The organism is Bradyrhizobium sp. SZCCHNS1050 (assembly GCF_032484785.1).
GTDB lineage: Bacteria > Pseudomonadota > Alphaproteobacteria > Rhizobiales > Xanthobacteraceae > Bradyrhizobium.
The window spans coordinates 490,397-515,253 of record NZ_JAUETR010000002.1 but is presented as its reverse complement, the minus strand read 5'-3'; the positions used below and the strand labels follow the sequence as shown (position 1 = coordinate 515,253).

Genomic DNA, 24,857 nt, shown 5'->3' with positions numbered 1-24,857 from the left:
TGCCGCTGACTGCAGTCCATTATCGGATTTCCGCAGCAACGAAGCTGGTCGGATCGCTCATTTGAACCGCGCCCCATCGGCCGTTCGACGACGCGATCCTCGTCCCATCCGCAAACGCCATTCGTCCTGGCCGCTGGAGCTTCGTCCGCCATCATGAAAATCGAACCCTTGTCAGTCGACTTCAACGACGAGCAGAAGCGCTACCTCGAGGGGTTCGCCGCCGGCCTCAAGGTCACGCTCCCCGGCCGCGGGCAGGCTGCTGCGACGACGGCTGCCGAGCCGACCGGGCCCGACGCCATTCACATCAAGGCGCAGGACAAGGTCATCGCATCCGGGCGCAAGCTCGCCGACCAGGAGAAGGTCAAGCGCGAGCTGCACCCGTTCGATGCCTATGAGCGGCTGAAGGAGCAGGCCCGCAGCAATGCTGCGCCGTCCGCGGCGGACAATTTCCGCTGGCGCTATTACGGCCTGTTCCATGTCGCGCCGGCGCAGGACTCCTACATGTGCCGCCTGCGCATTCCCAACGGCGTGATGAAGCATTGGCAGCTCGCGGGGCTTGCCGACCTCGCCGACCGGCTCTGCGGTCCCTATAGCCACGTCACGACGCGCGCCAATTTGCAGCTACGCGAGATCCCGCCCAAGCATGCCGTGATGCTGCTGGAAGGTCTGTCGGATCTCGGCCTGACGGCGCGCGGCTCCGGCGCCGACAACATCCGCAACGTGACGGGAACGCCGACCGCCGGCATCGATCCGCAGGAGCTGCTGGACACGCGGCCCTATGCCCGCGAGTGGCACTTCCACATCCTCAACGACCGCTCGCTGTACGGCCTGCCGCGCAAGTTCAATGTCGCCTTCGACGGCGCCGGTCGGATCGCGGCGCTGGAGGACACCAACGACATCGCGTTCTCGGCGGTTGAGGTGAAGGACGGATTCGGCGTTGCGCCGGGCGTGTGGTTCAAGCTCGGCCTCGGCGGCATCACCGGCCACAAGGATTTCGCCAAGCCGACCGGGATCATCGTCGAGCCGGAGCGGGCGACCGAGGTGGCCGACGCCGTCGTGCGGCTGTTCATCGAGACCGGAGATCGCACCAATCGCCTCAAGGCGCGGCTCAAATATGTGCTCGACAGCATGGGCCACGACAAGTTCATGGAAGCCGTCGAGGCCAGGCTCGGCCGCAAGCTCACGCGCGTGCCGGACGAGGCGCTCAATCCGCGTCCCGATTCGGACCGGATGGCCCATATCGGCGTGCACAAGCAGAAGCAGCAGGGGCTGAACTGGATCGGCGTCGTGCTGCCGCTGGGCAAGCTGACCACGGATCAGATGCGTGCGCTCGCGAAGATCGCAGCCGATCTCGGCGACGGCGAGATCCGGCTCACGGTCTGGCAGAACCTGCTGTTATCGGGCGTTCCCGACGACAAGGTCGCGCTGGCCTGCGCCGCAGTCGAGCAGATCGGACTGTCGGTCAAGGCCTCCTACGTCCGCGCCGGACTGATCGCCTGCACCGGCAACGCCGGCTGCAAGTTCGCAGCATCCAACACGAAGAAACATGCGGCCGAGATCGGCGACTGGTGCGAGAGCAGGGTGGACGTCGACACGCCGCTGAACATCCATCTCACCGGCTGTCATCACTCCTGCGCCCAGCACTACATCAGCGACATCGGCATGATCGCGGCAAAGGTGCCGGTTGGTGACGGCGATGAAACGGTCGAAGGCTATCATCTGTTCGCCGGCGGCGGCTTCGGCCCGCAGGCCGACATCGGCCGCGAGGTCTATCGTGACCTCAAGGCGGCGGATGCGCCTGTAACCGTCGAGAAGCTGCTCAAGGCCTATCTCGCCCATCGCGCCTCGCCCGAGGAGACCTTCCTGTCGTTCGCGCGCCGTCACGACGGCGAAGCGCTGCGCAATCTCGCCGAAGCCCAGATCTCGTCGGAGGTCTCAGCATGAACCAGATCACGCCCATGTCCAAGATCGAGATCATTCCTCCGACGGCGCCATTCTCCGAGGCCCAGCGCTCGTGGCTCAACGGCTTCCTGGCCGGAGCGCTCGGTCTCGACGGCGCGACGGCATTGTCGCCGGCGCAGAACGGCGCCGTGCTCGCGCCCGCGGGCGACCGTGATGACGGCGAGGCACCATGGCACGATCAGACCATGCCAATCGGCGAGCGCATGAAGCTCGCCGAGGGCCGTCCGCTGCGCCGGCGCATGATGGCGGCCATGGCGCAGCAGGACTGCGGCCAATGCGGCTATAATTGCAGCGACTATTCGGATGCGATTGCCGATCGCAGCGAGGCGCGGCTCAACCTGTGCGTCCCCGGCGGCAAGGAAACCGCGCGGATGCTCAAGGCGCTCTACGAGGAGATCGACAAGGCTCCGGCCGCGGCCAAGCCCGCTGCGGCTGCGCCGGCCACCGTCTCCGTCGTCGTCAGCGAGCCCGGTCGCTCGCGCGACAATCCGGTCGAGGCGACGTTCCTGTCGCGGCGTCTGCTCAACAAGCCGGGCTCGGAGAAGGAGACCTGGCACATCGAGTTCGATCTCGGAGAGAGCGGGCTCGACTACGTCGTCGGCGATTCCTTCGGCATCTTCGCCAAGAACGATCTCGGCCTCGTCGATCAGATCATCGCGCTGCTCGGCGCCTCGCACATGACCGAGGTGAACGGCAAGCCGCTGCGGCAGTGCCTGCTCGAAGACGTCTCGCTGGCGCCGGCGCCGGATTCGCTGTTCGAGCTGATCTCCTTCATCACCGGCGGCGCGACCCGCGAGAAGGCGCGGCAACTGGCGCAGGGCGAGGATCCCGATGGCGACGCGGCAACGCTCGATGTGATGGCGGTGCTGCAGAAGTTCTCCGGCGTCCGGCCGCATCCCGAGGCCTTCGTCGAGGCGCTGGAGCCGCTGCAACCGCGGCTCTACTCGATCTCGTCGTCGCACAATGCCACGCCCGGCAAGCTGTCGCTGACGGTTGACTGCGTCCGCTACGTCGTTGGCAAGCGCAAGCGGCTGGGACTTGCCTCGACGTTCCTGGCCGAGCGGATCAATCCCGGCGACAAGCTGCGCGTCTATGTGCAGAAGGCGCATGGCTTCGCGCTGCCGGCCGATCCGAAGACGCCGATCATCATGGTCGGCCCCGGCACCGGCGTTGCGCCGTTCCGCGCGTTCCTGCACGACCGCAGGGCGACCGGCGCACCGGGCAAGAACTGGTTGTTCTTCGGCCATCAGCGCAGCGACTGCGACTTCTTCTACGCCGACGAGCTCAACGCCATGAAGACTGCCGGCCTCTTGACGCGGCTGTCGCTGGCGTGGTCGCGCGACGGCGACAAGAAATTCTACGTCCAGGACCGCATGCGCGAGGTCGGCCGCGAGGTGTGGACCTGGCTCGCCGACGGCGCCCATCTCTACATCTGCGGCGACGCCAAGCGCATGGCCAAGGACGTCGAGCGCGCCCTGGTCGACATCGTCGCCCAGTTCGGCGCGCGTTCGACGGACGAGGCGGTGAGTTTCGTCGCGGACCTCAAGAAGAAGGGCCGGTTCCAGCTCGACGTCTACTGAGCTGGAACCCGGCGGAGAATATTCTCGGTCGCAACATCGGCCGAGAATTTTTTGGTTCCAAGCGGACCCGAAACAGGGGGCTTGTCGTTATTTCGCCGGTTACCTTGCACCGGCTCGCGAGAGCGCTTTTCTCATGGCCGGAACTTCAGGAGACCGGCCATGCGCACGATATCGACGCCCCTGCGACGGATGCCCCAGGCCCGCGCCATTCGCGAGCGCGGCGCAACCGTCGCGCTGGTTGCCTTCTACAGCGCGATGGCGCTGATTGCCGCGATCACCCTGGGCACGTCTTTCACGCATCCGTTCTGATTCTCATCACCTCTTGAACGGCGCGACCGTGATGGCGGCCGCGTCGAGCGCCTTGCGGACCTCGCGCGCAATCTCGACCGCTCCGGCGGTGTCGCCATGGATGCAGACGGTGTCGGTCCGCATCTTCATCACCTTGCCAGTCACCGAAATCACCGCGCCGTCCTGAACCATGCGCACGACGCGATCGGCGATGAGCTTGGGATCGTGCAGCACGGCGCCGGGCTTGCTGCGCGACACCAGGAGTCCATCGTCGCCATAGGCGCGATCGGCAAACACCTCGTGAGCCATCCTCAGATTGGCCTTCTCGCCAGCGGTCACCAGCTTGGAGTTGGCGAGCACGACGAAGATCAGGCTCGGATCGACGGCCTTGATCGCCTTGGCGATGGCGTTCGCCGTCATGTCGTCCTCGCAGGCGACATTGGACAACGCGCCGTGTGCCTTCACATGCGTGACCTTGTGACCGGCCGCAGTGGCGATCGCCTGCAGGGCGCCGATCTGATAGGCGACGAGGTTCTCGATCTCCGATGATTTCAGCCCCGGCATCGGACGCCGACCGAAACCATGCAGATCGCGATAGCCGGGATGCGCGCCGACGCTGACGCCTTTGGCCTTCGCCATCTCGACCGTCCGCCGCATGATGTCGGCGTCACCGGCATGAAAGCCGCAGGCGACGTTGACCGATGTCGCCAGCTCGATCATGGCGGCGTCATTGCCCATTTCCCACGGGCCAAAACTCTCTCCGAGGTCGCAGTTCAGATCGACGGTGCTGGTCATGTCAGGGTCCGCTCGTTGATGGGTCCGAAGCAACGTGAGATGTGATCAAACTAATCGGGAGTGACTCCGGGCCAGGTGGTGGCGTCGGTTGCGCTGACGGCATGACCGGCCACATTGGCCGTGAACAGCGCATCGACGTTGAAGTCGCTGCTCGCAAGCTGGGTGACGCGGCCGGGCAAGCTGCGCAGCAGATCCTTGTAACGACGCAGTTCGGCCTGCGCCTCGGCCATGCTCACGGCCTTGAAGCGGAACGGCGTGCCGGCCGGCGTCTGCGCCAGGCGTCCGAAATCGGCCGTGATGACGGTCGCGATCTTCGGATAGCCGCCGCTGGTGCCGCGGTCCGACATCAGCACGATCGGCGAACCGTTGCCGGGCACCTGGATGCTACCGTCCACAGTGCCGTCCGAGACGATGTTGTGACCGTGCAGGTGGCGCATCTGCGGCCCCTCGAGGCGATAGCCCATGCGGTCGCTGGTCGCCGAGACCATCCAGTCGCTGCCGAGGAATAGCGCTTTCATCTCCTCGCTGAACTCGTCGTCCTGCGGTCCCATGACGACGCGAATCGCGCCGCCGGCTTTCGGCAGATCGATCCGCAGTTCCGGCGCATCGCCGGCGGGCGCGACCTCGAACACGTCGCCGGCCTGAAGCGGGCGCGGGTAGGGGCTGCCGAGCCCGGCGCGCGCATTCACCGAGAGACTGTTGAACATCGGTTCGCCGGCGATGCCACCTGCGATGGCGAGATAGGTGAACGAGCCGCCGCGCGCAAAGCCGAGCGTGAGCTGCTCTCCGTCGTTCAGCGTCACCGACGTGTTGATCTCGACCTGCCGCTTGGCGACATCCGCCGGCCGTTGCGCGCCGGCGAGCGCCACGCGCACCGCGCCGCCCTTCGCCGCGAACGTCGCGCCGAACGGGCCGATCTCGATCGCAGCCGCCATCAGCGCATTGCCGACGAGGCTGTTGGCTGCCGCCAGCGCCAGCTTGTCCATCGCGCCGGACGGCGTCAGCCCGTAGCGCTGCGCGCCGAAACGCCCGCCATCCTGGACCGAGCTTGCCGGGCCGATCTGTGAGACGACGAGCGTGCTCATGTGGCGATCCGCTCGGCGATGAGCTCGCCGCCCTCGGCGGCGCGCTCCTGCTCGGCGAAGGTCTTGACGTCAACGGCATAGAAGCTGACCTCGTCGCCGGGCTCGAGCAGAAAGGTCGGCTCGCGATGCAGTTGAAATGTCCGCATCGCGGTGCGGCCAAGCAGGTGCCAGCCGCACGGGCCGGCAAGGCATTGGATGCCGGTCTGGATGCCGCCGATGGCGATGATGCCGGCCGGTGTCCAGAGCCGCGGATTCTGGCGGCGCGACATCTGCAGCGTGGGATCGAGACCGGACAAATAGGACCAGCCCGGCGTGAAGCCGATCATTGCGACGCGATAAGTGCTGGCGATATGGCGTGCGACGACTTCGTCCGGCGTGAGGCTCAACGCCTTGGCGACATCCTCGAGGTCGATGCCATTCTCTCCGCCATAGCAGACTGGAACCCGCCAGCGCCTGACCTCACTTTCCGGCGCGAGCGACCCGGCCGACAGCGCCAACAGCTTTGCTCCAAGGGTGTCGTGGTCGATCACACCTGCATCATAGTGCACCAGCAGCGAGCGATAGGTCGGCACCGTCTCCGTGATGCCCTCGATCCCGGCCGCTGCCACCGCATGGTCGAGCGCCAGGACGCGGCGGTTGGCGGTCTCGTCGATCGTCCGGCTGAACTCGACGGTGACGGCGCTGTCGCCGCTGGGCAGCAGGCGAGGAGGTGGAAAAGGATCGGCCATGAGTCCGAAGTGATCCGCGTTGGTGTTCCTCATCTAGCTGTTTTCATGCGCCAGTGGAATTGGGTCCAAGGCAAAAAGTCTCGAAAATTCAATAAATTAATCGGATGTCTTGCGATAAGGAGGCCTTATCGGGTGCACGCAAGCCCCGCATGCGCCGGACGCACCGCGCATGCCCTTGACGCCGCCTTCGTCGCTCGCAAGATGCGCCTGCTTTTTCAGCCAGCCCGTTTGGAGCGCCAGTCTCAAGATGTCCCTCACTCCCGAAGCCATCGCCACCCTGTCTCAAGTCACCACCGCGACCATCACCACGGTCCTGCTGAAGAAGGGGTTGCGCAATGTCTGGCTGCGCGGCGCCAAGCCGCTGCGCCCGGGACAGAAGCGGCTGGTCGGTCCCGCCTTCACGCTGCGCTTCGTGCCTGCGCGCGAGGATCTGGCGACCCCGGAATCCTGGTCGTCGCCGATCTCGACCCGCACCGCGATCGAGGCCATGCCCGAAGGCTGCATCGCCGTGGTCGATGCGATGGGCGTCAAGGACGCCGGCATCTTCGGCGACATCCTGTGCGCCCGCATGGTCAAACGCGGCGTCACCGCGCTGATCACCGATGGAGTCGTGCGCGACCTCGAAGGCGTGCTCGGCACCGGCCTTCCCGTGTGGTGCGATGGGTACGCCGCGCCGCCGTCGGTCGCAGGGCTCACCTTCGTCGGCTGGGGCGAGGCGATCGGCTGCGGCGGTGTTGCCGTGTTTCCGAACGACGTCATCGTCGCCGACCAGGATGGCGCCGTGCTGATCCCGCAGGCGATGCTCGATCACGTGCTCGCGGAAGGTCCCGAGCAGGAGCGCATGGAAGCCTGGATCGTCGATGAGGTGAACAAGGGCGCGGTGCTGCCGGGTCTCTATCCGATGAACGCCGAGACCAAGGCGCGCTACGCCGCGTCGAAGAAGTAGTTCACGGCGCCGATTGATCAACGACACAGCTTCAGGAAAGGCAGAACAATGGTCGATGTTTATCTCGCGGGCTCGCGTCCCACGCGCCGCGCAGCTGCGGAAAGCTTTACGGGCACGGTCTGGCAGGACCCGATCATCACGCCGCAGGCTCCAGCCCGCGTCGCCTCGGCGCGCGTCGCGTTCGAGCCGGGCGCGCGCACGGCCTGGCACACCCATCCGCTCGGCCAGACGCTCTATGTCATCCAGGGCGTCGGCCGGGTGCAGGCCAAGGGCGGGCCGGTGCGCGAAATCAAGGCCGGCGACGTCGTCTGGATCCCGCCGGGCGAGAAGCATTGGCATGGCGCCGCGCCGACCACCGGCATGGTCCACGTCGCGATGCATGAATCGCTCAATGGCGAGCACGTGACCTGGATGGAGCACGTCACCGACGAGGAATACGCCACCCCGGTCGGCTGATACATCACTGAGAACGGTGCGAGCGCGCGGTCGCAGGGCCGCGCGCTTTGCGTTTGAAGGCGCGTCGCGCGCCGGGCTCAGTTCACCCGCGTCCAGGTCTGGCCGCCGCAGAACATGCCGCCGAAGGCGCAGCCCTGCACGCGCAGACTGTCCGAGCCCTTCAGCGCGATGGTCGAATCGTAGGTGCTGCCGCTGTTCGGATCGAAGATGCGGCCGGTCCACTTCTTCTCCTGGGCCTTGTCGCTCGGCCGCATGTTGATCAGGATCTGCTCGCCGTTCTGCTTGGTCTTCGCATCCACGGCGTAGCCGCAGAGATTGGTGCCGCAGGGCTCGATGCGAATCTGGCCCTCCTTCTCCTCGGTCAACCAGATGCCGACCGGCGAGCTGGGATCGCGACCGGCGGTCTGCGCCGCGGCGGGCGGCGCGGCTGCCGTGGTCACGGCAGGCGTCTGGGCTGGCCGCGGTGGCGGCGGCGCGGCGGCGGGAGCCGGGGCGGCAGCAGGAGCGGCAGTGGCCGTTGCAGCGGCTGGCGGCGCAACCGGTGCCGTGGCGTTGGCGGCTGGGGCCGCCGGAGGTGGCGGCAGCGGCGCCGGTGGCGCGGCCGCCTGGACGGCAGGAGGCACCGCCGGCGGGCTCGCTGGTGCGGCTGCCGTCGGAGCGGGCGCCGCAGGGACGGGAGCAGGGGGCGCGGTCGCAGCCGGAGCCTGCGCGGGCGGGGCCGGCGTGACCGCCGCCTCGGTGGGCGCCGGAGGCGGCTTGGCCGTATTGTCCTGGTCGCGCTTGGTGCGCTTGGTCTTCTTCTGCTCAGTATTGTCGTAGACGCCGGGGATCTGCACGGTGCCGCGGTCGGGATCGATGCGGATCGTCTTGCCGCCATACTCGATGACGTATTGCGCCTCGGCGGCACTGCTGGCCAGAACCAAAGCCGCGACGGCCAACAGCCTCTTCATCCGTGTCTCCGCGATGTCGGTTGCTGATGTGAGCGAGCTCACGCGCTGGTAAGTCGCCGATGCGGCGCCACCGGTTCAATGCCCGGCCTGCTCAGAAATCGAGCGGCGCATTGTCGACCACCTCCTTCATCACAAAGAAGGTGCGCGTCTGCCGCACGCCCGGCAGCGAGATCAGCTGGTCGCCATGCATCCGGTTGAAGTCGTGCATGTCGCGAACGCGGATCTTCAGGAAGAAGTCGAAATCGCCGGCGACGAGATGGCAATCGAGCACGAATTTCAGTTTGCGGATCGCCGCCTCGAAGGTGCGAAAGCTCTCCGGCGTCGAGCGATCGAGCACGACGCCGACCAGCACCAGTGCGCTGCGCTCGACCTTCTCCGGCGCGATCTGGGCGCGCACGCCCTTGATGTAGCCCTCCTCGAACAGGCGCTGGGTGCGGCGATGGCAGGTGGCCGGACTGACATGAACGGTGGCGGCAAGCTCGGCATTGCTCATCCGGCCGTCCTTCTGCAGCAGTTGCAGGATGCGCCGATCGACCCGGTCGAGATCGGCGGTGGAAGATTCTCTCATTTTTTCCGTCATATGCGAACATATCTCTTGCCGGGGTCAATTCTTGCGGACGTAAGCACGAAAATGCAGGGCAATAAAGAGAGCACCTTTCCCCGCCTTTTTCGTATGTTTCGGCCGGCCCTTTCATCCACCCACGGAGAGACCCGTGCTTCGGCTCGACAAGTTCAAGAAGTATCCGCTCACCTTCGGTGCCACCCCGATCGAGCATCTGCCGCGGCTGACCGCGGCGCTCGGCGGCAAGGTGCAGATCTATGCCAAGCGCGACGACTGCAATTCCGGTCTCGCGATGGGCGGCAACAAGCTGCGCAAGCTCGAATACATCGTGCCCGATGCGATCGAATCGAATGCCGACACCCTGGTCTCGATCGGCGGCGTGCAGTCGAACCATACCCGCATGGTGGCGGCGACCGCGGCCAAGATCGGCATGAAGTGCGTCGTCGTGCAGGAGAGCTGGGTGCCGCACGAGGACGCCGTCTATGACCGGGTCGGCAACATCCTGATGACGCGCCTGATGGGCGCCGACAGCCGCATCGTCGAGGACGGTTTCGACATCGGCATCCGCAAGAGCTGGGAAGATGCGATCCAGTCGGTCAAGGATGCCGGCGGCAAGCCCTACGGCATTCCGGCCGGCGCCTCCGTGCACAAGTTCGGCGGTCTCGGCTATGTCGGCTTCGCCGAGGAGGTGAGGGCGCAGGAAGCCGAGATGGGCATCAAGTTCGACTACATCATCGTCTGCGTCGTCACCGGCTCGACCCAGGCCGGCATGATCGTCGGCTTCGCTGCCGACGGCCGCGCCGACCGCGTCATCGGCATTGACGCCTCCGGCACGCCGCAGCAGACCCGCAGCCAGGTGCGGCAGATCGTCGACAACACCGCTGAGCTCGTCGAGCTCGGCCGCAAGGTCCGCGACGACGAGATCGTGATCCTCAACGACTACGCCTATCCGGCCTATGGCGTGCCGAGCGCCGAGACCAACGAGGCCATTCGCCTGGCCGCCCGCACCGAGGCGATGATCACCGACCCGGTCTATGAGGGCAAGTCGATGCAGGGCATGATCGACCTGGTCAAGAAGGGCTACTTCCCGGAAGGGTCGAAGGTGCTCTATGCGCATCTCGGCGGCGCCCCGGCGATCAACGGCTACAGCTACACGTATCGCAACGGGTGAGGGCGGCTTCATCGTCCCTCGCAGCGTCGCGGTGAGCCGGGCTCCCACGCCACACTCCGCTGTCGTCCCGGCCTCCGAGCCGGGACTCATAAGCACCGGCCGTGGTGTCGTCGCGAGCCATCCACACATGACGTCGTCATTCCGGGGCGCGCGCAGCGCGAGCCCGGAATCCATAACCACACGTGGACGTGTTGGGCACGCCGGCTGCTCCATCTCGTTCCAACAAAGTCCGCTTCGGAGTATGGATTCCGGGCTCCGCTGCGCGCGCCCGGAATGACAGCGAGTGTGCTGACAGACTTTCGCTTGCATGACATCGCTACACATGAGCTGGCGTTCTCGCGACGCATGGCGTCCGAGTGATCCATCAGTCGAACCCTCTCAATCAGAAGAGGGCGCAGGGAATGCCGGGTGAGGGCCTCACCCATGGCCCGCCTGCGAAAAAAATGCAGGCGGCAGGTACCACAGGTGCTGCCGATCAACCGGCATTCCCTGCGCGACGGTCTTAACGCTTATACGCAGTCTCCCTGGTGCGCCGGGCTTGTTGGCCACCATGGTCCGCGCGGCGCGTTAGCGCCGCCGCGAACGTGACACCAGCGTCGGGGTGTCAGGACCCTGCGACTTCACGTCCGCAAGCTGCCGTTCGTCCGCGTGCAAGCACGCTTTCGGCATCTCGCGGCCATCGCCTCCCCACCTCGCGTGTCGTGACGATTGCGCGCGACGCCCCTCTTCGATGAGGCGGGATGGCGGCAGTGAACCATATTTTTCTGAAAAACGAAAGTCGAATATTTTTCGCCCGGGGACTGGACAGGGGTCTTCCTACTGAAATTGCGAAAGAACATTTTGTTTCGGCGCAGCTCTTCCTTGCGGGTTCTCCTCAGGTGCCGGCAGACGGCAGCGACTTCCAGGGACTATGCACTCGGCAAATCGAGGCCGTCAGGCAGCCTGATCCACAGGACGGTTTGCGCGTCCGCGGAGTGACGCGACAGATGACCCTTTCCGTGCGTGTCCTCCACCAGCACAAACTCGCCTGCGGAGACGCGCCGCACCTCGCCGTCGCTCGTCTCGTATTCGACCGCCCCGCTCAGTCTGACGGTCAACACCCGCCCCGGAACGGTGTGCCAGTCAACCTGGCGCATACCGGCGGGGATCTGCGTAAACTCGACGCTTGAGGCGATATAGCGCTTGGAAACTTGAAACGGCTTGGCGCCGGGGGCGACGGTCACAGCCGCCGCCGTCGGGATATCCACTTCACCGAAGCGGGACTCGCCGTCGGGCGTTGCGTAGATCCGAAGACACTTCATCGCATGTCGTCCTTTGCTGGCGGGCCAGAAGATCATCCGGTCATCATTGCCCGACGGAAGACCGCGGACATGTTACTCGAACCAATTCTTGTAGATCGCCTGGTAGCTGCCGTTCTCGGTCGAGATATGCAGCCACTGGTCCACGAACGCTTTGAGCGCCACGTCGCGCTGCAGCCAGTAGGCTTTCTCGGAGAAATCGAACGGCTTCTCCGGGTGCACGGCGCAGAGCACGCCGGGATGCAGCTTCTGCTGATAGCGCGTCTCGGAGGCGTCGGTCATCATCAGGTCGGCGTCGCCCTTGGCGATCTCGTCGAAGATGGTGACGTTGTCGGGGTGGACGCGGATGTCGGCTGACTTGATGTTGGCGCGGGCGAAGCGCTCGTTGGTGCCGCCCGGATTGACCACGACCCGGGTGCCGGGCTTGTCGATGTCGGACAGCGTCTGGTACTTCGAGGTGTCGGTGCAGCGCGCGATCGGGGTCTTGCCCTCGCGCATGATCGGCGTCGAGAACAAGCCCTTCTTCTGGCGGTCGAGCGTGATCGATACGCCGCCCATCGCGACGTCGAACTTGTCGGCCTCGAAATCCTTCATGAGCTGCGGCCAGCTCGTCGGCACGAACTCGACCTTGACGCCGAGCGCCTTGCCGAGCGCCTCGGCCATGTCGACGTCGAAGCCGGAGAATTTTCCGGTCGCCTTGTCGAGATAGGTGAAGGGCTTGTAGTCGCCGGTCATTCCGACCCGTAAGCTGCCGCGCTGCACGATCTCGTCGAGGCGCGAGGGCTGGTCGGCGAGTGCGGCAGTGGCGAGACCGCAGGCCAGCACGGCTGCGGTCACGGCGGCGACGGTCCGGTTGAAAAATCCCATATTGAATCACCTCGCATGATGTGGCCGCGCTATTCATAGCGGAGGTCGCCACGCGCGACGAGGGGCAAGCAGGAAGGTTGGTTGATGAGCATTTCCTTGGTGCAGGCGTCGGTCGAGGTGTTCGTGCCTTATCTTCACAACCTCTCGGGGGTGCTCGACAAGGCCGCTGCCTTTGCCGAGGCGCGCCGCATCGATCCGGCCGACCTGCTGCAGGCCCGGCTGGCGCCTGACATGTACAACCTGATCCGGCAGGTCTGCGAAGCCAACCGCCACGCCACCATTGCTTGCGCGCTGCTCGCCGGCCGCGCGCAGCCGACCGTTGCCGACAGCGACACGGATATGGCCGGGTTGAAGGCGCGGATTGCAACCGCGATCGACGATGTGCGCAGCGTGCCACCTGCGGCGATCGAGGAGGGCGCGAAGCGGGAGGTCAGCTTCACCTTCCGCAACGGTGCGACGCGCGGCTTCGACGATGGCCGCTCATTGCTGCTCACGTTCAGCCTGCCGCAGTTCTTCTTTCACGTCACCACGGCCTACGACATCCTGCGTCACGCCGGCGTGCCGCTGGCGAAGCCGGACTATCTGGGCGCGCGGAGGTAGGCGCTTCCGGGGCGGAACGGCAGGCGGCCTCGAGGTCCACAAAATACGAATGGCCAGGATGGAACCCGGCCATGGGATTTGGAGACATCGCAACGAAGACGGAGTGGTCCGGGCGGCCGGAGCGCTACCTCTCGCTGGGCGCAACCGGGCCCTTGCCGGTCATCTCGTTCTTCAGCGCCTCGAAGCGCTCGATCGCCTCTCGCGCGCGGGTGTCGACCGTCTTGACGGCAGCTTCGGCGGTCATCGGTCCGCTGCTCACGGCGATCGAGGTCGGCCCGACGGTCTCGTCGACATAGTAGCCGTCCTCGCCCCGCCGTGCCGTCCAGCGGAAGCGGATCGCGGAAATCGGCCCAGGTCCGAGCTTGGTGTAGCCGTCGGCCTGATCGAGAGAGACGACAGTCGCGGCAGCCTTCTTCGACGACGGCGCCGCCTTGTCTGCCGACCTCGTCGCTTCAGGCTGATCGAGAATGCTCGCTATCGTTGCGAGCGCGTGCTCGGTCGCAACACTCATGGCCGCCTCTGTTCCCACCGGCGCGCGCAAAATCCGGCGCCGATAGTCACAGTTGTAGCTGGATTTGGCCAAGTTGCAAGAATGCGTTGAAAGTTGGGCGCCAAAGCGGTGGAGAAAGGTCCTGACATCCGCGTGATGAGAGCGGGTCCTGCCTCGTCGCCGACGGGACAGGACCATTACATCGGCCGGACGACTACAAGACGTCCTGATTGATCACGTTCTGCCGAATCGGATCGCCATCGAGCACGCTGAGAATGTTGCGCGCCGTCTGCTCGCTCATGCGATCGACCGCCTCTCGCGTCACGCCGGCGACGTGCGGAGCCATGATCACGTTGGGCAGCGCATGCAGTGCGTGGCCGACCGGCGGCGGCTCCTGCTCGAACACGTCGAGGCCAGCGCCGGCGAGGCGGCCGGACACCAGTGCGTCGTACAGCGCGGCCTCGTCGATCAGGCCGCCGCGCGCGGTGTTGATCAGGTAGGCGGAAGGCTTCATCAGCCGCAGGCGCGCGGCGTTGAACAGGCCGATGGTCTCCGGGGTCTTCGGGCAGTGGATGCTGACGAAGTCGGCGCGCGGGAGCGCAGTGTCGAGATCGGCAACGGGCTCGCAGCCCGCGGCGGTGATGTCGGCTGCGGGCTTGTAGGGATCGTAGACCAGGACCTGCATCTCCATCGCGAGGCAGCGCTTGGCGGTGCGGGTGCCGATGCGGCCGAAGCCGATGATCAGCACGGTCTTGCCGTAGAGATCGAACGGCAGCACGCCGAGGCGCGCGCCCCAGGTGCCGTCCTTGACCATCGCATGCATCTCGTTGGCGCGCTTGGCCAGCGTCAGCATCATGAACAGCGCCTGCTCGGCAACCGAGGGCGAGTTCGCCGTGCCCGCGACCATCAGCGGCACCTTGTGCCTGGAGAGCGCGGGCACATCGACCGCGTCGAAGCCGACGCCGATTCGGGTGACGACTTTCATGTCGCCGGCCGCGATCAGCTCCGGCTCTCCGAAGCGCGTGGCGCCGAGCGCGACGCCGTGCACCGGCGCGTGGGACTTCAGCAGGTCGGAAAAATCCACCGCCGAGATCATGTTGGGGAACTCGATCATCTCGACATCATCGCGCGCCGCCAGCAGCGCGCGGCCCTTGGCCGAGAAGGATTCCGTGACGAGGATCTTGTTCTTGTTGGTTGCCGTCCTGGTGGTCATGTCCTGCCCTTGAAGCTTCTTATGCTCGTCAGATGACGAGGCCTGAAGCCTCATTTAGCAGGTGCATGTTGTTGAGGTCCATTGCCATGCGCAGAGGGCTGCCATCCCGCGCGCCGGCGTTGGGGTTGACCCGCCCGCAGACCGGCGTCTCGTTGAGGGTGAAGTAGACAAGCGTCTCCATGCCCATCGGCTCGGTGACGTCGAGCAGCGCCTCGAACGGCTCAATCCCAGGCTCCGCATGCGGCTTGGTCTCGGCGATGTGCTCGGGCCGGATGCCGAGCAGCAGCGGCTCGTTCCGCGACACGGATTGATAGCGCGCGGCGCGCGCCGGCGGCAGCGGAAAGGCGATCCGGTCGGTGAGGCGGATGTGGAGCCGGCCATTGGCCTCCTCGAGCCGGCACGGCACGAAGTTCATTGCGGGCGAGCCGATGAAGCCGGCGACGAAGCGTGTCGCCGGATTGTGGTACAGCTCGTTCGGCGTGCCGATCTGCTCGATGCGGCCCTTGTTCATGACCACGACACGATCGGCCAGGGTCATCGCCTCGACCTGGTCGTGGGTGACGTAGACCGTCGTGGTGCGGACCTTCTGGTGCACCTTCTTGATCTCGATGCGCATCTGCACGCGCAACTTGGCGTCGAGGTTGGACAGCGGCTCGTCGAACAGGAACACCTTGGGATTGCGCACGATCGCACGGCCCATCGCGACGCGCTGGCGCTGGCCGCCGGAGAGCTGCTTGGGCTTGCGGTCGACGAGGTCGGCGATGTCCAGCATGCGCGCGGCCTCCGCCACGCGGCTCTTGATCTCGGCCTTCGGGTAGTGCTTCAGCCGCAGCCCGAACGACATGTTCTCGGCCACCGTCATGTGCGGGTAGAGGGCGTAGTTCTGGAACACCATGGCGATGTCGCGATCCTTCGGCGGCACGTCGTTGACGACGTCGCCGCCGATGGTGATGTCGCCGTCGGAGATGTCCTCGAGCCCTGCGATCATCCGCAATGTCGTCGACTTGCCGCAGCCGGACGGGCCGACCAGCACGACGAACTCGTGGTCGGCGATATCGAGATCGATGCCCCTGACCGCCTCGACGTCGTCGTAACGCTTCACGACCTTGCGCAAGCTCACTTCAGCCATCTGTGATCAACCCCCGTCATCAGCCTTTGGTCGCGCCGGCGGTGAGCCCGGCAATGTAATAGTCCATCAGGAACGCGTAGATGATCAGCGGCGGCGCCGCGCCCAGCAGCGCGCCGGTCATGATCTGTCCCCAGTTGAAGACGTCGCCCTTGATCAGGCTCGTGACGATGCCGACCGGCAGCACCAGTTGGTCGGTCGAGGTCGTGAACACCAGCGGATACAGGAACTGCGCCCAGGAGACGGTGAAGGCGAAGATCGTCGCGGCGATCAGACCGGGCAGGGCGACGGGAATGAAGATCCGCGTCAGCGTCTGCAGCCAGGAGGCGCCGTCGATGATCGCGGCCTCGTCGAGCTCCTTCGGGATCGAGGCGAAATAGCCGATCATGATCCAGGTGCAGAACGGCACCGTCAGGGTCGGATAGATGAACAGCAGCACGTACCAGCGATTGATCAACTGGATGCCGGTGACGTCGCCGATCAGCGCGAACATCTTGAACAGCGGAATGAACAGCAGGCTGTCCGGGATCAGATAGGTCAGGAATACGCCGGTCGCCAGCGTCGCCGAGCCCCAGAACTTCATCCGCGACAGCGCGAATGCGGCGGGGATGCTGATCAGCATGGTGATGATCACCACGACGATCGAGACCATGGCCGAGTTGAAGAAGAAACGCTGAAACTGGTTCGAGGTGAGCAGCTCGACATAGTTCTCCAGCGTCGGATGGAACACCCACCACGGATTGGTCGCCGCGGAGATCTCCGCGCTGCCCTTCAGCGAGGTGATCAGCATGTAGAGCGGCGGCACCAGCGAGAAGATCGCGAACAGCGTCAGGAAGAAATACGACCAGCGCAGCGCCCAGGCGCGGTCGCGGCTCATCGAGCCATATTTGACGGTACGGGTCGGGCCGGCCTTGTCGATCGTGACGGTGCTCATCAGGACTCGTTCCCCCGCTTGTTGACGTCGCGCAGGATGAAGATGGCGGCGACCGCCAGGATCGGCACCATGAACAGCGAGACGCTGGCGCCGAGCGGAATGTCGCTGCCCTCGATGCCGACGCGGAACGCCCAGGTCGCGAAGATGTGCGTCTTGTCGAGCGGGCCGCCGGCGGTGAGGATGCGCACGATGTCGAAATTGGCGAACGTCACGATCAGAGAGAACAGCGTCGTGATCGCGATGATGTTGCGCATCATCGGCAGGGTCACGTACCAGATCCGCTGCCACCAATTGGCGCCGTCGATCGCCGCGGCCTCATAGAGCTGATCCGGGACAGATTTCAGCGAGGCCAGGTACATGATCATGAAGAACGGCGCGCCGTACCAGATGTTGACCAGGATCACCGAGAACCGCGCCCAGGCGGCATCCCCGGTCCACGGGATCGGGCCGATGCCGAAGAAGGCGAGCGTGTAGTTGAAAGCGCTGTAGGACGGGTCGAACAGCCACAGCCAGGCCAGCGTGCTCATCGCCGGCGGGATCACCCAGGGTACCAGCAGCATGCCGCGCCATTTGCGCTGCCCCTTGGCGGGGATGTTGTGGACGAAATGAGCGACGATGAAGCCGATCAGCGCCTTGAACACGACGGCCGTGATGGCGAAGATGCAGGATTGCTTGACGACCAGCCAGAACGTGTCGCGCTTGAACAGGAACTCGAAATTGCCGAAGCCGACGAAGCGCTGCATCGACTTGTTCAGGGTCGCCAGATGCACCGAATACAGGGCGGGATAGACGACCAGGAGCACGATCAGCAGGATCAGCGGCAGCGTCATCAGGAAAGCGGCGGTCGATTTCCGCTTCAACGCCCTGTGCAGACCATTGCGGCGGGCCGCGCGAGGGCGGGCGACGGCGTTTTCACCGATGGCGGCATCAACCATGAGAAAAGGCTCCTCGTGATGTCCCCTGCGACAGCGGGGTCCTCACTGGATGGGAAACACTGACAAGGTGAAAGGGGGCGGCCCGCCTGCTGAAGCGGACCGCCGGCGTTGCTTCGAGCATGCCTCAGCTGCGCATGAAGCCCTCGCACTCGCCTTCGGCCCAGGCGAGGGTCGATTCCATCTTCTCGCCCTGGGCGTAGCGCAGGCACATCTTGGTCATCGTCGCCTGCGCATAGATCTGCTGCGCGATCTTGGGCGGAGCAGGGGAGGCTGCGATCGACAGCGTCTGGTGATTATAGGGGTTGGGATAGTGATAGAGGGTCCCCTTCGGCGGTCCCTCCTCCTGCCACACCTTGAGCGTCGTCAGCTTCTGATAGGCCGGCAGATCGTAGCCGCCGCTCGCCACCACCATCTTCTCGATCGATGACGGCTTCGACAGGTGCACGATCAGGCTCTTGGCCGCCTCCTTGTTCTTGGAGAACGACCAGATGCTCCAGAAGTAGGGCAGGAACGGCGCGAAGCGGCCCTTGGGGCCGGCCGGGAAGCCGTGAGTCCAGCACTGCTCGGCGATCTGCGGCGCGTCGCGCTTGGCCACCGCCCAGGCGCTCGGCGGATTCATGATCATCGCGCCCCTGCCCGAGACCAGCCATTTGTTGTTCGATGCGTCGTCCCACGAGGCGACATCCGGCGGCAGCGCCGCGATCAGCCGCTTGTAGAACTCGAGCGCCTGGCGCACGGCATCCGTCTTCACCGTGACATCGCCCTTGGCGTTGACGAGATCCGCGCCGAACGCCTGGAAGAACGCGCCGGCGGAGTCCACGCTGTCGGTGGTTTCGCCAAGCCCGATGCCGAACGGCACGCCAGCCTTATGGCAGGCCTCCGCCGCTTTCAGGAAGGTCTCCGTGGTCCAATTGTCGGCCTTCGGTGGAGATCCGGCCGGATACATCTCCTGCACGTCGATGCCCGCATGCTTCTTCATCAGATCGATGCGGGAGCAGGGACCCTTGATCTGACTGCCGACGCAGGCCGGCACGGCGAGCCATTTGCCGCCGGACTGTCCGAGATATTTGACGGTGCCGTTGACCTCGCCGTTCTCCTGGATGATCGGCTCCATGATGTCGTTGACCGGCTCCAGCAGTTCCGCATGCGCATGCGGCCACCAGGTCGGCATGGCGATCAGATCGTGGCCGGACTTCGCGGCGCCCTCGGCGGCGATCGTCAGCTCGATCTTCTTGCCCTGGCTGGTGATGTAGTCGATCTGAACCTCGACCTTCTCCTTGGCGGCCCACTCGTTGACGAGATCGGTCGAAGCCTGGTTGGCGCCCGGAACCCAATGGTCCCAGAAGCCGATCGAGAGCTTGCCGGCGGCGTGGGCGCCACGCACATAGGGCGCGGCAATCATGACCGCCGAGGTGGCAGCGGTCGCAGCAACGAATTGTCGGCGGTTCAGCTTCCTCCGTGACATGGCGTTCCCTCCCTGGTGAGCCAAGCATTCTGTCGATGCGAATCCGATTTGTTAGTTGTTGCGTCGCGTCATGCGCGCATGGATTTCGCTTGGATGCAATCAGAGCAGAATTGCGAGCGGCTGTCGAGAAAGCCGGTGAGGCGAATCCTAGAACTAATGGCGTGCACATTTCGTCGCAGGTTCCGCAACTGATTGCATCGCAGTGCTGAGCGTTGCAGTGCAAAGCGCGTCTCGGCCGAGCAGGAAGCCGAGAGGAACCAGTGCAGCTGGGCACGTCCGATGCATCGCGCCGCGTGCGGCAGATGGACTTGCGCGTTGCGGCAACGGTAGAATTCGTTGGAATCATGGTCGTCACGACCAGCGACTGCGCACGGAGCCTGAACTGATGATGATGAGCCCCGGCATCTGGCGCCGGTCTTTCCGGTGCATCGCAATAGGAGTGTCAATAGGCCTCATTGGCCTTGTGGGCCTGCCGCGTCAGCCTGCCGCGCAGGGCCTGTTCAAGGGCGTCGAGCAGGGTGCGCGCGAAGGCAACAGGGCGGCGGGCCCGGTCGGCGGTGTGCTCGGCGGCGCGATCGGCGGTGTCGTCGGCGTGGTCACCGGCGTGACCGGGGCGTTCACCGGCAACAGCGGCCAGCAGAGTGCGCAGCCCGAGGCGCCGCCGGCCGAGGGCAGGAAGGCGAAGCCTTCCAAGGCGACGAAGACGAGCAAGGTCGCCAAGGCGACGCCGATGCTGACGCAGCCGGGCGCCCCGCAACTCACGGCCGACCAGATCGTCGCCAACAGCGATAGCAATATCGAGCGCCTGAAGACCGGGCTGAACCTGACGGAAGAGCAGGCGAAGAACTGGGGTCCGTTCGCCAACGCGATGCACGCGCTCGGCCGCAACGGCGCGGATCGACTCGAGCTGCGCATCGCGCGGTCGAAGCGCGATCCGCCGGACGACATCGTCGAGCAGATGCGCAACGAGGCTCAGTTCCTGGTCGATCGCGCCGCCGACCAGCGCGCGGTGGCCGACACATCGGAACCGCTGTTCACCAGCCTCGACGACAAGCAGAAGCAGATCTTCATCGACGAGATGGTGCGCCTGAGTCGCGAGCGCGGGCTGGACTAGCTCAACGGAGTTGGCGTCGTCGCGGCCGTGCCCGTTGGCAGCAGCGGCGTGCCGTGACGCATGACCACCGCACTCGCGCCGCATCGCGGTGTATTAATACCCTCAAATGGCCATTGGTCGCGCGGCATGCACATTTTTCGGGCACGAGCGGGCGCGGCTCGCGCAACGTGCCGGCCAACATCGCTGCCTCTGCAACCGAATTGCGATGCAGTTTGATGTACATTGCAATTGTATTACATGGAGAGCCGGAGCCGGCAGGGCGGTCTTCGCAGGCGTGCTGAATCGCAGCAGCGATCGGGCGGCTAACGATCAGCAGGCCGTTCGGCTCGATTTCTTGGAGGATTATTGTTGTCGAGAGTGCGACTGCGCCGGTGGATCGAGAACCGGTTGGGGATTGACACCGCCAGCACCGAAAGCCGCCTCGATGCGGATGTGAAACGCTTCGTCGATGCGCTGCAAGCGGAGTTGATCGCCGCGAAGGACGAGTCCGAGCGGTACAGGCGCATCACGGAAGAAAGGGGCGTGATCATGGGCCGCCTGCGCGACGAGCGCGACGGCTATAGGCTGGAGTGGGAGGCGGCGTCCGCGGAGCTTCGCCGGCTGGCGCGTAAGCGCCTGGCCGTGGTCTCGGACAATGGAGCGACGCGCCCCTCCGGCAATGGCCGCGACGCGGCCCTGAGGAATTCTCCGCCTTCCACGCTGCGGGTGCTGTGCGTCGGCACCGGCCGGGACGGCACGACGTCGCTGACGCGGATGATGCAGGAGGTGTTCGACAACCAGGGCAACGGCGACAGGGCCGTGCACGAATGGGCGTCGAGCGAGCTCAATGAGCTGTTCTGCCAGCTCAAGGAAACCAACGATCCCAGCTTCGCGGATCAGATTCGTCAGACGATCCTCGATTGCCCCCATGCTTGCGTCGTCGGCAACGGCTACGCGGCCGTGCTGCCGATCATCGCCGAGCTCCTCGGCGATCAGGTCACGCTGGTGCATCTGCGCCGGCGTGACCGCGCGGCATGCATCGCAAGTCTGGTGGAGAATGCCGAGCTGTCGCCGCAGAACCACCTCTACTACGCCGACTCGCCGGCCGCGCAGCGCAAGCGTCCGACCGCTTTCCACTTCGGAGAGATGTCGAAGCAGCAATGGATGGATCTGTCGCTGGCCGAGAAGTTCGGCTGGTACTACGACAAGACCCACGCCTTGATCGAACGCTACAAGAGCCTGTTCCCGAACACGCTCTCCGTCGATACCGAGGACCTCAACGCGGACAGCGTGCGCCTCGCGCTGGCCCAAGCGGCCGGCAGTGCCGAGGCGCCGCGCGCCTTCCACGTCAACCGGTTCGTCGATCTGCGCCATGTACCGCCCGATCGCCGCAGCTTCGTGCAGCGGCTCCTCGGCCAGCTCGACGTCCAGAAGCTCGCCCATGACGACCTGTACGGGCTGCGGCAGGTGCTCAACGAGATGATCTATCATCTCTCGCATTTTCCCGACGCGGCGCCGGGCGCGGTGGATGAGCTGCGCTGGACGCTGACTGAGATGCACGGCCTTCTCGACAGCCGCATCCGCGACGTTCGCGAACTGATGGAGCGGGTCGGCGTGACGCCCGAGACCGCCGGCGCTGTGAACGGCCACCGCGCGCCGCAGGCAAGCCCTGGAGCGCACCCTGGTCGTTGGCCAGGCGCCCGGCTCTGAGCACGGGGAGGCGGCGGGCGCCTCGCCAGCGTTGCGCAGCCAGCCGGTCCATCGCACGCACTGCGATCAGCAACAAGTTCGGGGACGTGGAAGAGGACGAGATCGTCGCAAAGCTGATCTGAGAACGACCCGCCGGCTCCGCACCGGCGGGTTTAGTGTTTGGCCCGGACTACGCCCTAGTCGAACGCCTCTGGTTTGGTTTTTCCAGTCCCTTCGCACTTTGGACACTCACGATAGGGCTCGTTTTTCTTGCCCCATCGAACCGGCCGCATTTCCACGTGATAGCCTTTGCCCGCGCAAGCTTCGCATTGTGTCATGCCAACTCACCTCCTCTCGAAGCCCATGGTTGGGCCGCGGGGGCGAGTGCATCCCCTTATGCAATCGGCAACAACGCACCCGGTCAAAGCATCGCGCTTGGCATCCGGACAGCTTCAAGGAATGGCCGAGCGCGAGCCTTTGCCCTCGACAGGACCGCCAAGCACAAGGACAGCCAGAGCAGGGCAGTCAGCAGGACAAGGCCGAAAGCAATCCTGAGCGCATTGTGCCTTGGATTGCGCGCTGGAAGCCTAAGCGCTCTGCAAATTATTGATTTTATTGATGTCTTGGCGGAAGGGGTGGGATTCGAACCCACGGTACCCTTGCGGGCACGCCGGTTTTCAAGACCGGTGCCTTAAACCACTCGGCCACCCTTCCATCCGGCGTCGTGTCCGGGACGTCGGTGACGTCCACGCCACGGCGGCGCGGTATCGACGCGATCCTTGTTTAGGGTGCGGGCTTGCGGCTCGTCAACGGCGCATTCACGCCTGCCCGGACGGCCTCAGCTCAAAGCCCGCGCTCACCTGAGCGCAAAAGCCATCAGGCCGGAGCACAAGATTGCCGTGCTCAGCGCTGCCAGGGCGAGAAAGCTCCCCGAGAGCAAGTCTTGGTGTCGCAACGCTTGATGTCGTAAATCTTGGTGTCGCATGGGCCACCTGCTGCGGCTGCGCTACCGGTCCGATCTCGCACCGGCCGGAGAAAACCGAGGGCCGGGCGATGAGCGGTCTGGATGATCTGCTGGTCGAAACTGCCAGCTTCAGGGATGCTCCTGAAGTGTCGTTATTGAAGCGGACGCAAACATCGACGCGGACGAGAGCCGACCATGGCGTCGGCTGTCCGATCCGTCCGGACTCAGGCCCGCGAGCGGACGCCTTCAAACGCATGAGCAAGGAAGATCCCGGCGCCAACCAAGCCCATCACTGCCGTCATTGCTTCGATCATAGCGAACACACCCTGTTGCGCCCCACGTGAAGCAAACGACGTGCAGCCCTGCACAGTCAAAATGATTCAGGTCCCGGGAAATGAGAACACTCGTAGGTGAGGATTTCACGCAACATATGTGTCCAAAAAGGTGCACTCGCAACACGGAGGCACAGCGGAGGTGCACGCCTGGGCGGCCACCGTCCACGTCACAACCGCAGGAAAGCTCCGGTTAACCACGGCGGGGCCCACCCCATTTCCGCCGTCTTCGGGTTGCGTTATCCTTGTGCATTGAGTTGCGGGGATGCGACTCGGGGACAAGCCGGGACGCGCGGGCCTGACGGGATGGCTCGGCTGCGACCGGCACATTGGTAATTGGGGTCGATGGGGATTGGTCAAACAGATCCGGTCGAGAGAGCGGTGCGCAGTGCCGTCGCCGTCCTCGCCTGCCTGATGGTCGCGAACTGCGCCTCGTCCAACAAGTTCGCCAGCAAGGTCGATCCGAAATACGGCGTGTCGTCGAGCCCGCGCGTCGTCGGATTCGGCGAGCCGGTGCCGAAGGGCGGTGGCGTCTACCGCATCGGCAAGCCCTATACCGTCGCCGGCAAGACCTATGTTCCCGAGGAGGACACCAACTATCGCGCCGAGGGCATGGCCTCCTGGTATGGCGATGATTTTCACGGCCGGCTGACAGCCAATGGCGAGGTCTTCGACATGACGTCGCTGACGGCCGCCCATCCGACGCTGCCGCTGCCGAGCTACGCCCGCGTCACCAATCTCGCCAACGGCAAATCGCTCATCGTCCGCATCAATGATCGCGGCCCGTACCACGGCAACCGGCTGATCGACGTCTCCAACAAGGCGGCCGATCTGCTCGAGTTCAAGGGCAACGGCGTCGCCCGCGTCCGCGTCGAATATGTCGGCCGCGCCCCTCTCGAAGGGTCCGACGATACCCAACTGATGGCAACCCTGCGCACCGGCATCCCGGCGCCGGCGCCTTCTCTCGTCCGCGTCGCCTCCGCCCGGCCGTTCGTTCCCGAGATCGGCTCAGGCCGCCCGATTCGCGGCGAGGTCCCGCTGCCCGAGGGGCGTCCCTACACGCTCGGCAACGGTTCGGCCGACATGGCTTCGATGGCGGCGACCTCGGAAATGTCGGCGTCGAGCAGGACACGGGGCCGCAACCTCGAGAACCCGCGCGCCGTGTCCTATGACCAGGACGGCCGCTACGTCTCGCAAGGCAGGGCAGAGCCGAACGACGGCGCCAACGAGGCGCGCGACATCATGAGCGGCCGCGGCCTGTACTGAACTCCGCCAAGCACGGCTTGTTCACGTGAACCGCCCCCATGCCGGGGCGGTTTTGATTCCGG

The 24,857-nt window shown here is 65.2% G+C and carries 24 protein-coding genes, 1 tRNA gene and 1 pseudogene; 11 read left to right on the top strand and 15 right to left on the bottom strand.

Annotated elements, in window-relative coordinates; genetic code table 11:
- Positions 1–153: 153 nt before the first annotated feature.
- From QX094_RS26705 to QX094_RS26695, 3 genes are all read left to right on the top strand, one after another.
- Positions 154–1,944 (top strand): NirA family protein, encoded by a 1,791-nt coding sequence (locus tag QX094_RS26705; protein WP_316188352.1) that lies wholly within the window; start codon positions 154–156, stop codon positions 1,942–1,944.
- Positions 1,941–3,542, top strand: coding sequence for a sulfite reductase subunit alpha (locus QX094_RS26700; RefSeq protein WP_316188351.1), 1,602 nt, complete (start codon positions 1,941–1,943; stop codon positions 3,540–3,542). The genes QX094_RS26705 and QX094_RS26700 overlap by 4 nt, the downstream gene beginning before the upstream one ends.
- Positions 3,543–3,701: 159 nt before the next feature.
- On the top strand, positions 3,702–3,851 hold the full coding sequence (locus QX094_RS26695) for a hypothetical protein (protein ID WP_316188350.1): 150 nt from the start codon (positions 3,702–3,704) through the stop codon (positions 3,849–3,851).
- 6 nt (positions 3,852–3,857) lie between these two features.
- Here QX094_RS26695 and QX094_RS26690 read toward each other — a convergent pair whose 3' ends face one another.
- Genes QX094_RS26690 through pxpB form a run of 3 tightly spaced genes read right to left on the bottom strand, consistent with a single transcriptional unit; the run spans position 3,858 to position 6,438 of the window.
- Positions 3,858–4,625, bottom strand: coding sequence for a 5-oxoprolinase subunit PxpA (locus QX094_RS26690; RefSeq protein WP_316188349.1), 768 nt, complete (start codon positions 4,623–4,625; stop codon positions 3,858–3,860).
- Between the two features lie 50 nt (positions 4,626–4,675).
- Positions 4,676–5,710: a biotin-dependent carboxyltransferase family protein gene (locus tag QX094_RS26685; RefSeq protein WP_316188348.1), complete on the bottom strand. Its 1,035-nt coding sequence runs from the start codon at positions 5,708–5,710 to the stop codon at positions 4,676–4,678.
- Positions 5,707–6,438 (bottom strand): 5-oxoprolinase subunit PxpB, encoded by a 732-nt coding sequence (gene pxpB, locus QX094_RS26680; RefSeq protein ID WP_316188443.1) that lies wholly within the window; start codon positions 6,436–6,438, stop codon positions 5,707–5,709. Before pxpB ends, QX094_RS26685 begins: the two co-directional genes overlap by 4 nt.
- Before the next feature lie 247 nt (positions 6,439–6,685).
- On the opposite strand from pxpB, the gene QX094_RS26675 reads away from it, so the two are divergent.
- Both QX094_RS26675 and QX094_RS26670 read left to right on the top strand, forming a co-directional pair.
- On the top strand, positions 6,686–7,384 hold the full coding sequence (locus tag QX094_RS26675; RefSeq protein ID WP_257164758.1) for a ribonuclease activity regulator RraA: 699 nt from the start codon (positions 6,686–6,688) through the stop codon (positions 7,382–7,384).
- Positions 7,385–7,432: 48 nt separating this feature from the next.
- Positions 7,433–7,840 carry a cupin domain-containing protein gene (locus QX094_RS26670; protein ID WP_008965351.1) on the top strand — a complete coding sequence of 136 codons (408 nt, stop codon included), beginning with the start codon at positions 7,433–7,435 and terminating at the stop codon, positions 7,838–7,840.
- A 77-nt stretch (positions 7,841–7,917) separates the two neighbouring features.
- Here the strand turns inward: QX094_RS26670 and QX094_RS26665 are convergent, their stop codons facing one another.
- Positions 7,918–8,790 carry a DUF2147 domain-containing protein gene (locus QX094_RS26665; RefSeq protein ID WP_316188347.1) on the bottom strand — a complete coding sequence of 291 codons (873 nt, stop codon included), beginning with the start codon at positions 8,788–8,790 and terminating at the stop codon, positions 7,918–7,920.
- A 91-nt stretch (positions 8,791–8,881) separates the two neighbouring features.
- Positions 8,882–9,358 carry an Lrp/AsnC family transcriptional regulator gene (locus tag QX094_RS26660; RefSeq protein ID WP_315711971.1) on the bottom strand — a complete coding sequence of 159 codons (477 nt, stop codon included), beginning with the start codon at positions 9,356–9,358 and terminating at the stop codon, positions 8,882–8,884.
- Between the two features lie 145 nt (positions 9,359–9,503).
- Between QX094_RS26660 and QX094_RS26655 the strand changes: the two genes are divergently transcribed.
- Positions 9,504–10,523, top strand: coding sequence for a 1-aminocyclopropane-1-carboxylate deaminase (locus tag QX094_RS26655; protein ID WP_315711969.1), 1,020 nt, complete (start codon positions 9,504–9,506; stop codon positions 10,521–10,523).
- Positions 10,524–11,431: 908 nt separating this feature from the next.
- Here the strand turns inward: QX094_RS26655 and QX094_RS26650 are convergent.
- Complete coding sequence (locus QX094_RS26650; protein WP_315712623.1) at positions 11,432–11,824, bottom strand: hypothetical protein; 393 nt, start codon at positions 11,822–11,824, stop codon at positions 11,432–11,434.
- Positions 11,825–11,896: 72 nt separating this feature from the next.
- Positions 11,897–12,688: a transporter substrate-binding domain-containing protein gene (locus QX094_RS26645; protein WP_315711968.1), complete on the bottom strand. Its 792-nt coding sequence runs from the start codon at positions 12,686–12,688 to the stop codon at positions 11,897–11,899.
- Between the two features lie 84 nt (positions 12,689–12,772).
- Between QX094_RS26645 and QX094_RS26640 the strand changes: the two genes are divergently transcribed.
- The gene (locus QX094_RS26640) at positions 12,773–13,288 is read left to right on the top strand and encodes a DUF1993 domain-containing protein (RefSeq protein WP_315711967.1); all 516 of its coding nucleotides are present in this window, start codon (positions 12,773–12,775) and stop codon (positions 13,286–13,288) included.
- A 124-nt stretch (positions 13,289–13,412) separates the two neighbouring features.
- On the opposite strand, the gene QX094_RS26635 is transcribed toward QX094_RS26640, so the two are convergent.
- From QX094_RS26635 to QX094_RS26610, 6 genes are all read right to left on the bottom strand, one after another.
- Positions 13,413–13,799, bottom strand: coding sequence for a hypothetical protein (locus QX094_RS26635; protein WP_315711965.1), 387 nt, complete (start codon positions 13,797–13,799; stop codon positions 13,413–13,415).
- A 193-nt stretch (positions 13,800–13,992) separates the two neighbouring features.
- On the bottom strand, positions 13,993–14,991 hold the full coding sequence (locus tag QX094_RS26630; protein ID WP_315711963.1) for a hydroxyacid dehydrogenase: 999 nt from the start codon (positions 14,989–14,991) through the stop codon (positions 13,993–13,995).
- Between the two features lie 28 nt (positions 14,992–15,019).
- A complete protein-coding gene (locus QX094_RS26625; RefSeq protein WP_315711961.1) occupies positions 15,020–16,120 on the bottom strand; it encodes a sn-glycerol-3-phosphate ABC transporter ATP-binding protein UgpC in 1,101 nt (366 codons plus the stop codon).
- 19 nt (positions 16,121–16,139) lie between these two features.
- A complete protein-coding gene (locus QX094_RS26620) occupies positions 16,140–17,051 on the bottom strand; it encodes a carbohydrate ABC transporter permease (RefSeq protein WP_315711960.1) in 912 nt (303 codons plus the stop codon).
- Positions 17,051–17,986, bottom strand: coding sequence for a sugar ABC transporter permease (locus QX094_RS26615; protein WP_315711958.1), 936 nt, complete (start codon positions 17,984–17,986; stop codon positions 17,051–17,053). Before QX094_RS26615 ends, QX094_RS26620 begins: the two co-directional genes overlap by 1 nt.
- A gap of 124 nt (positions 17,987–18,110) precedes the next feature.
- Positions 18,111–19,451, bottom strand: a complete 1,341-nt coding sequence (locus QX094_RS26610; protein ID WP_315711956.1) for an ABC transporter substrate-binding protein — start codon at positions 19,449–19,451, stop codon at positions 18,111–18,113.
- 469 nt (positions 19,452–19,920) lie between these two features.
- On the opposite strand from QX094_RS26610, the gene QX094_RS26605 reads away from it, so the two are divergent.
- Positions 19,921–20,565: a Spy/CpxP family protein refolding chaperone gene (locus tag QX094_RS26605; protein WP_315712622.1), complete on the top strand. Its 645-nt coding sequence runs from the start codon at positions 19,921–19,923 to the stop codon at positions 20,563–20,565.
- 357 nt (positions 20,566–20,922) lie between these two features.
- Positions 20,923–22,254: a hypothetical protein gene (locus QX094_RS26600; protein WP_315711954.1), complete on the top strand. Its 1,332-nt coding sequence runs from the start codon at positions 20,923–20,925 to the stop codon at positions 22,252–22,254.
- 603 nt (positions 22,255–22,857) lie between these two features.
- On the opposite strand, the gene QX094_RS26595 is transcribed toward QX094_RS26600, so the two are convergent.
- A tRNA-Ser gene (locus QX094_RS26595) sits at positions 22,858–22,947 on the bottom strand.
- Positions 22,948–23,286: 339 nt separating this feature from the next.
- Between QX094_RS26595 and QX094_RS26590 the strand changes: the two genes are divergently transcribed.
- Together QX094_RS26590 and QX094_RS34620 are read left to right on the top strand one after the other, a co-directional pair.
- The gene (locus QX094_RS26590; protein ID WP_315711953.1) at positions 23,287–23,541 is read left to right on the top strand and encodes a hypothetical protein; all 255 of its coding nucleotides are present in this window, start codon (positions 23,287–23,289) and stop codon (positions 23,539–23,541) included.
- A 333-nt stretch (positions 23,542–23,874) separates the two neighbouring features.
- A pseudogene (locus tag QX094_RS34620) lies at positions 23,875–24,435 on the top strand (septal ring lytic transglycosylase RlpA family protein); the annotation flags it as partial.
- A gap of 149 nt (positions 24,436–24,584) precedes the next feature.
- Here QX094_RS34620 and QX094_RS34615 read toward each other — a convergent pair.
- A complete protein-coding gene (locus QX094_RS34615) occupies positions 24,585–24,671 on the bottom strand; it encodes an LEPR-XLL domain-containing protein (RefSeq protein ID WP_409977884.1) in 87 nt (28 codons plus the stop codon).
- Between the last annotated feature and the right edge of the window lie 186 nt (positions 24,672–24,857).

Bases quoted from the DNA above. Each gene is read 5' to 3' on its own strand.
- QX094_RS26705 (WP_316188352.1), top strand. From the start codon at position 154: ATGAAAATCGAACCCTTGTCAGTCGACTTCAACGACGAGCAGAAGCGC.
- QX094_RS26700 (WP_316188351.1), top strand. From the start codon at position 1,941: ATGAACCAGATCACGCCCATGTCCAAGATCGAGATCATTCCTCCGACG.
- QX094_RS26695 (WP_316188350.1), top strand. From the start codon at position 3,702: ATGCGCACGATATCGACGCCCCTGCGACGGATGCCCCAGGCCCGCGCC.
- QX094_RS26690 (WP_316188349.1), bottom strand. From the start codon at position 4,625: ATGACCAGCACCGTCGATCTGAACTGCGACCTCGGAGAGAGTTTTGGC.
- QX094_RS26685 (WP_316188348.1), bottom strand. From the start codon at position 5,710: ATGAGCACGCTCGTCGTCTCACAGATCGGCCCGGCAAGCTCGGTCCAG.
- pxpB (WP_316188443.1), bottom strand. From the start codon at position 6,438: ATGGCCGATCCTTTTCCACCTCCTCGCCTGCTGCCCAGCGGCGACAGC.
- QX094_RS26675 (WP_257164758.1), top strand. From the start codon at position 6,686: ATGTCCCTCACTCCCGAAGCCATCGCCACCCTGTCTCAAGTCACCACC.
- QX094_RS26670 (WP_008965351.1), top strand. From the start codon at position 7,433: ATGGTCGATGTTTATCTCGCGGGCTCGCGTCCCACGCGCCGCGCAGCT.
- QX094_RS26665 (WP_316188347.1), bottom strand. From the start codon at position 8,790: ATGAAGAGGCTGTTGGCCGTCGCGGCTTTGGTTCTGGCCAGCAGTGCC.
- QX094_RS26660 (WP_315711971.1), bottom strand. From the start codon at position 9,358: ATGAGAGAATCTTCCACCGCCGATCTCGACCGGGTCGATCGGCGCATC.
- QX094_RS26650 (WP_315712623.1), bottom strand. From the start codon at position 11,824: ATGAAGTGTCTTCGGATCTACGCAACGCCCGACGGCGAGTCCCGCTTC.
- QX094_RS26645 (WP_315711968.1), bottom strand. From the start codon at position 12,688: ATGGGATTTTTCAACCGGACCGTCGCCGCCGTGACCGCAGCCGTGCTG.
- QX094_RS26640 (WP_315711967.1), top strand. From the start codon at position 12,773: ATGAGCATTTCCTTGGTGCAGGCGTCGGTCGAGGTGTTCGTGCCTTAT.
- QX094_RS26635 (WP_315711965.1), bottom strand. From the start codon at position 13,799: ATGAGTGTTGCGACCGAGCACGCGCTCGCAACGATAGCGAGCATTCTC.
- QX094_RS26630 (WP_315711963.1), bottom strand. From the start codon at position 14,991: ATGACCACCAGGACGGCAACCAACAAGAACAAGATCCTCGTCACGGAA.
- QX094_RS26625 (WP_315711961.1), bottom strand. From the start codon at position 16,120: ATGGCTGAAGTGAGCTTGCGCAAGGTCGTGAAGCGTTACGACGACGTC.
- QX094_RS26620 (WP_315711960.1), bottom strand. From the start codon at position 17,051: ATGAGCACCGTCACGATCGACAAGGCCGGCCCGACCCGTACCGTCAAA.
- QX094_RS26615 (WP_315711958.1), bottom strand. From the start codon at position 17,986: ATGGTTGATGCCGCCATCGGTGAAAACGCCGTCGCCCGCCCTCGCGCG.
- QX094_RS26610 (WP_315711956.1), bottom strand. From the start codon at position 19,451: ATGTCACGGAGGAAGCTGAACCGCCGACAATTCGTTGCTGCGACCGCT.
- QX094_RS26590 (WP_315711953.1), top strand. From the start codon at position 23,287: ATGAGCGGTCTGGATGATCTGCTGGTCGAAACTGCCAGCTTCAGGGAT.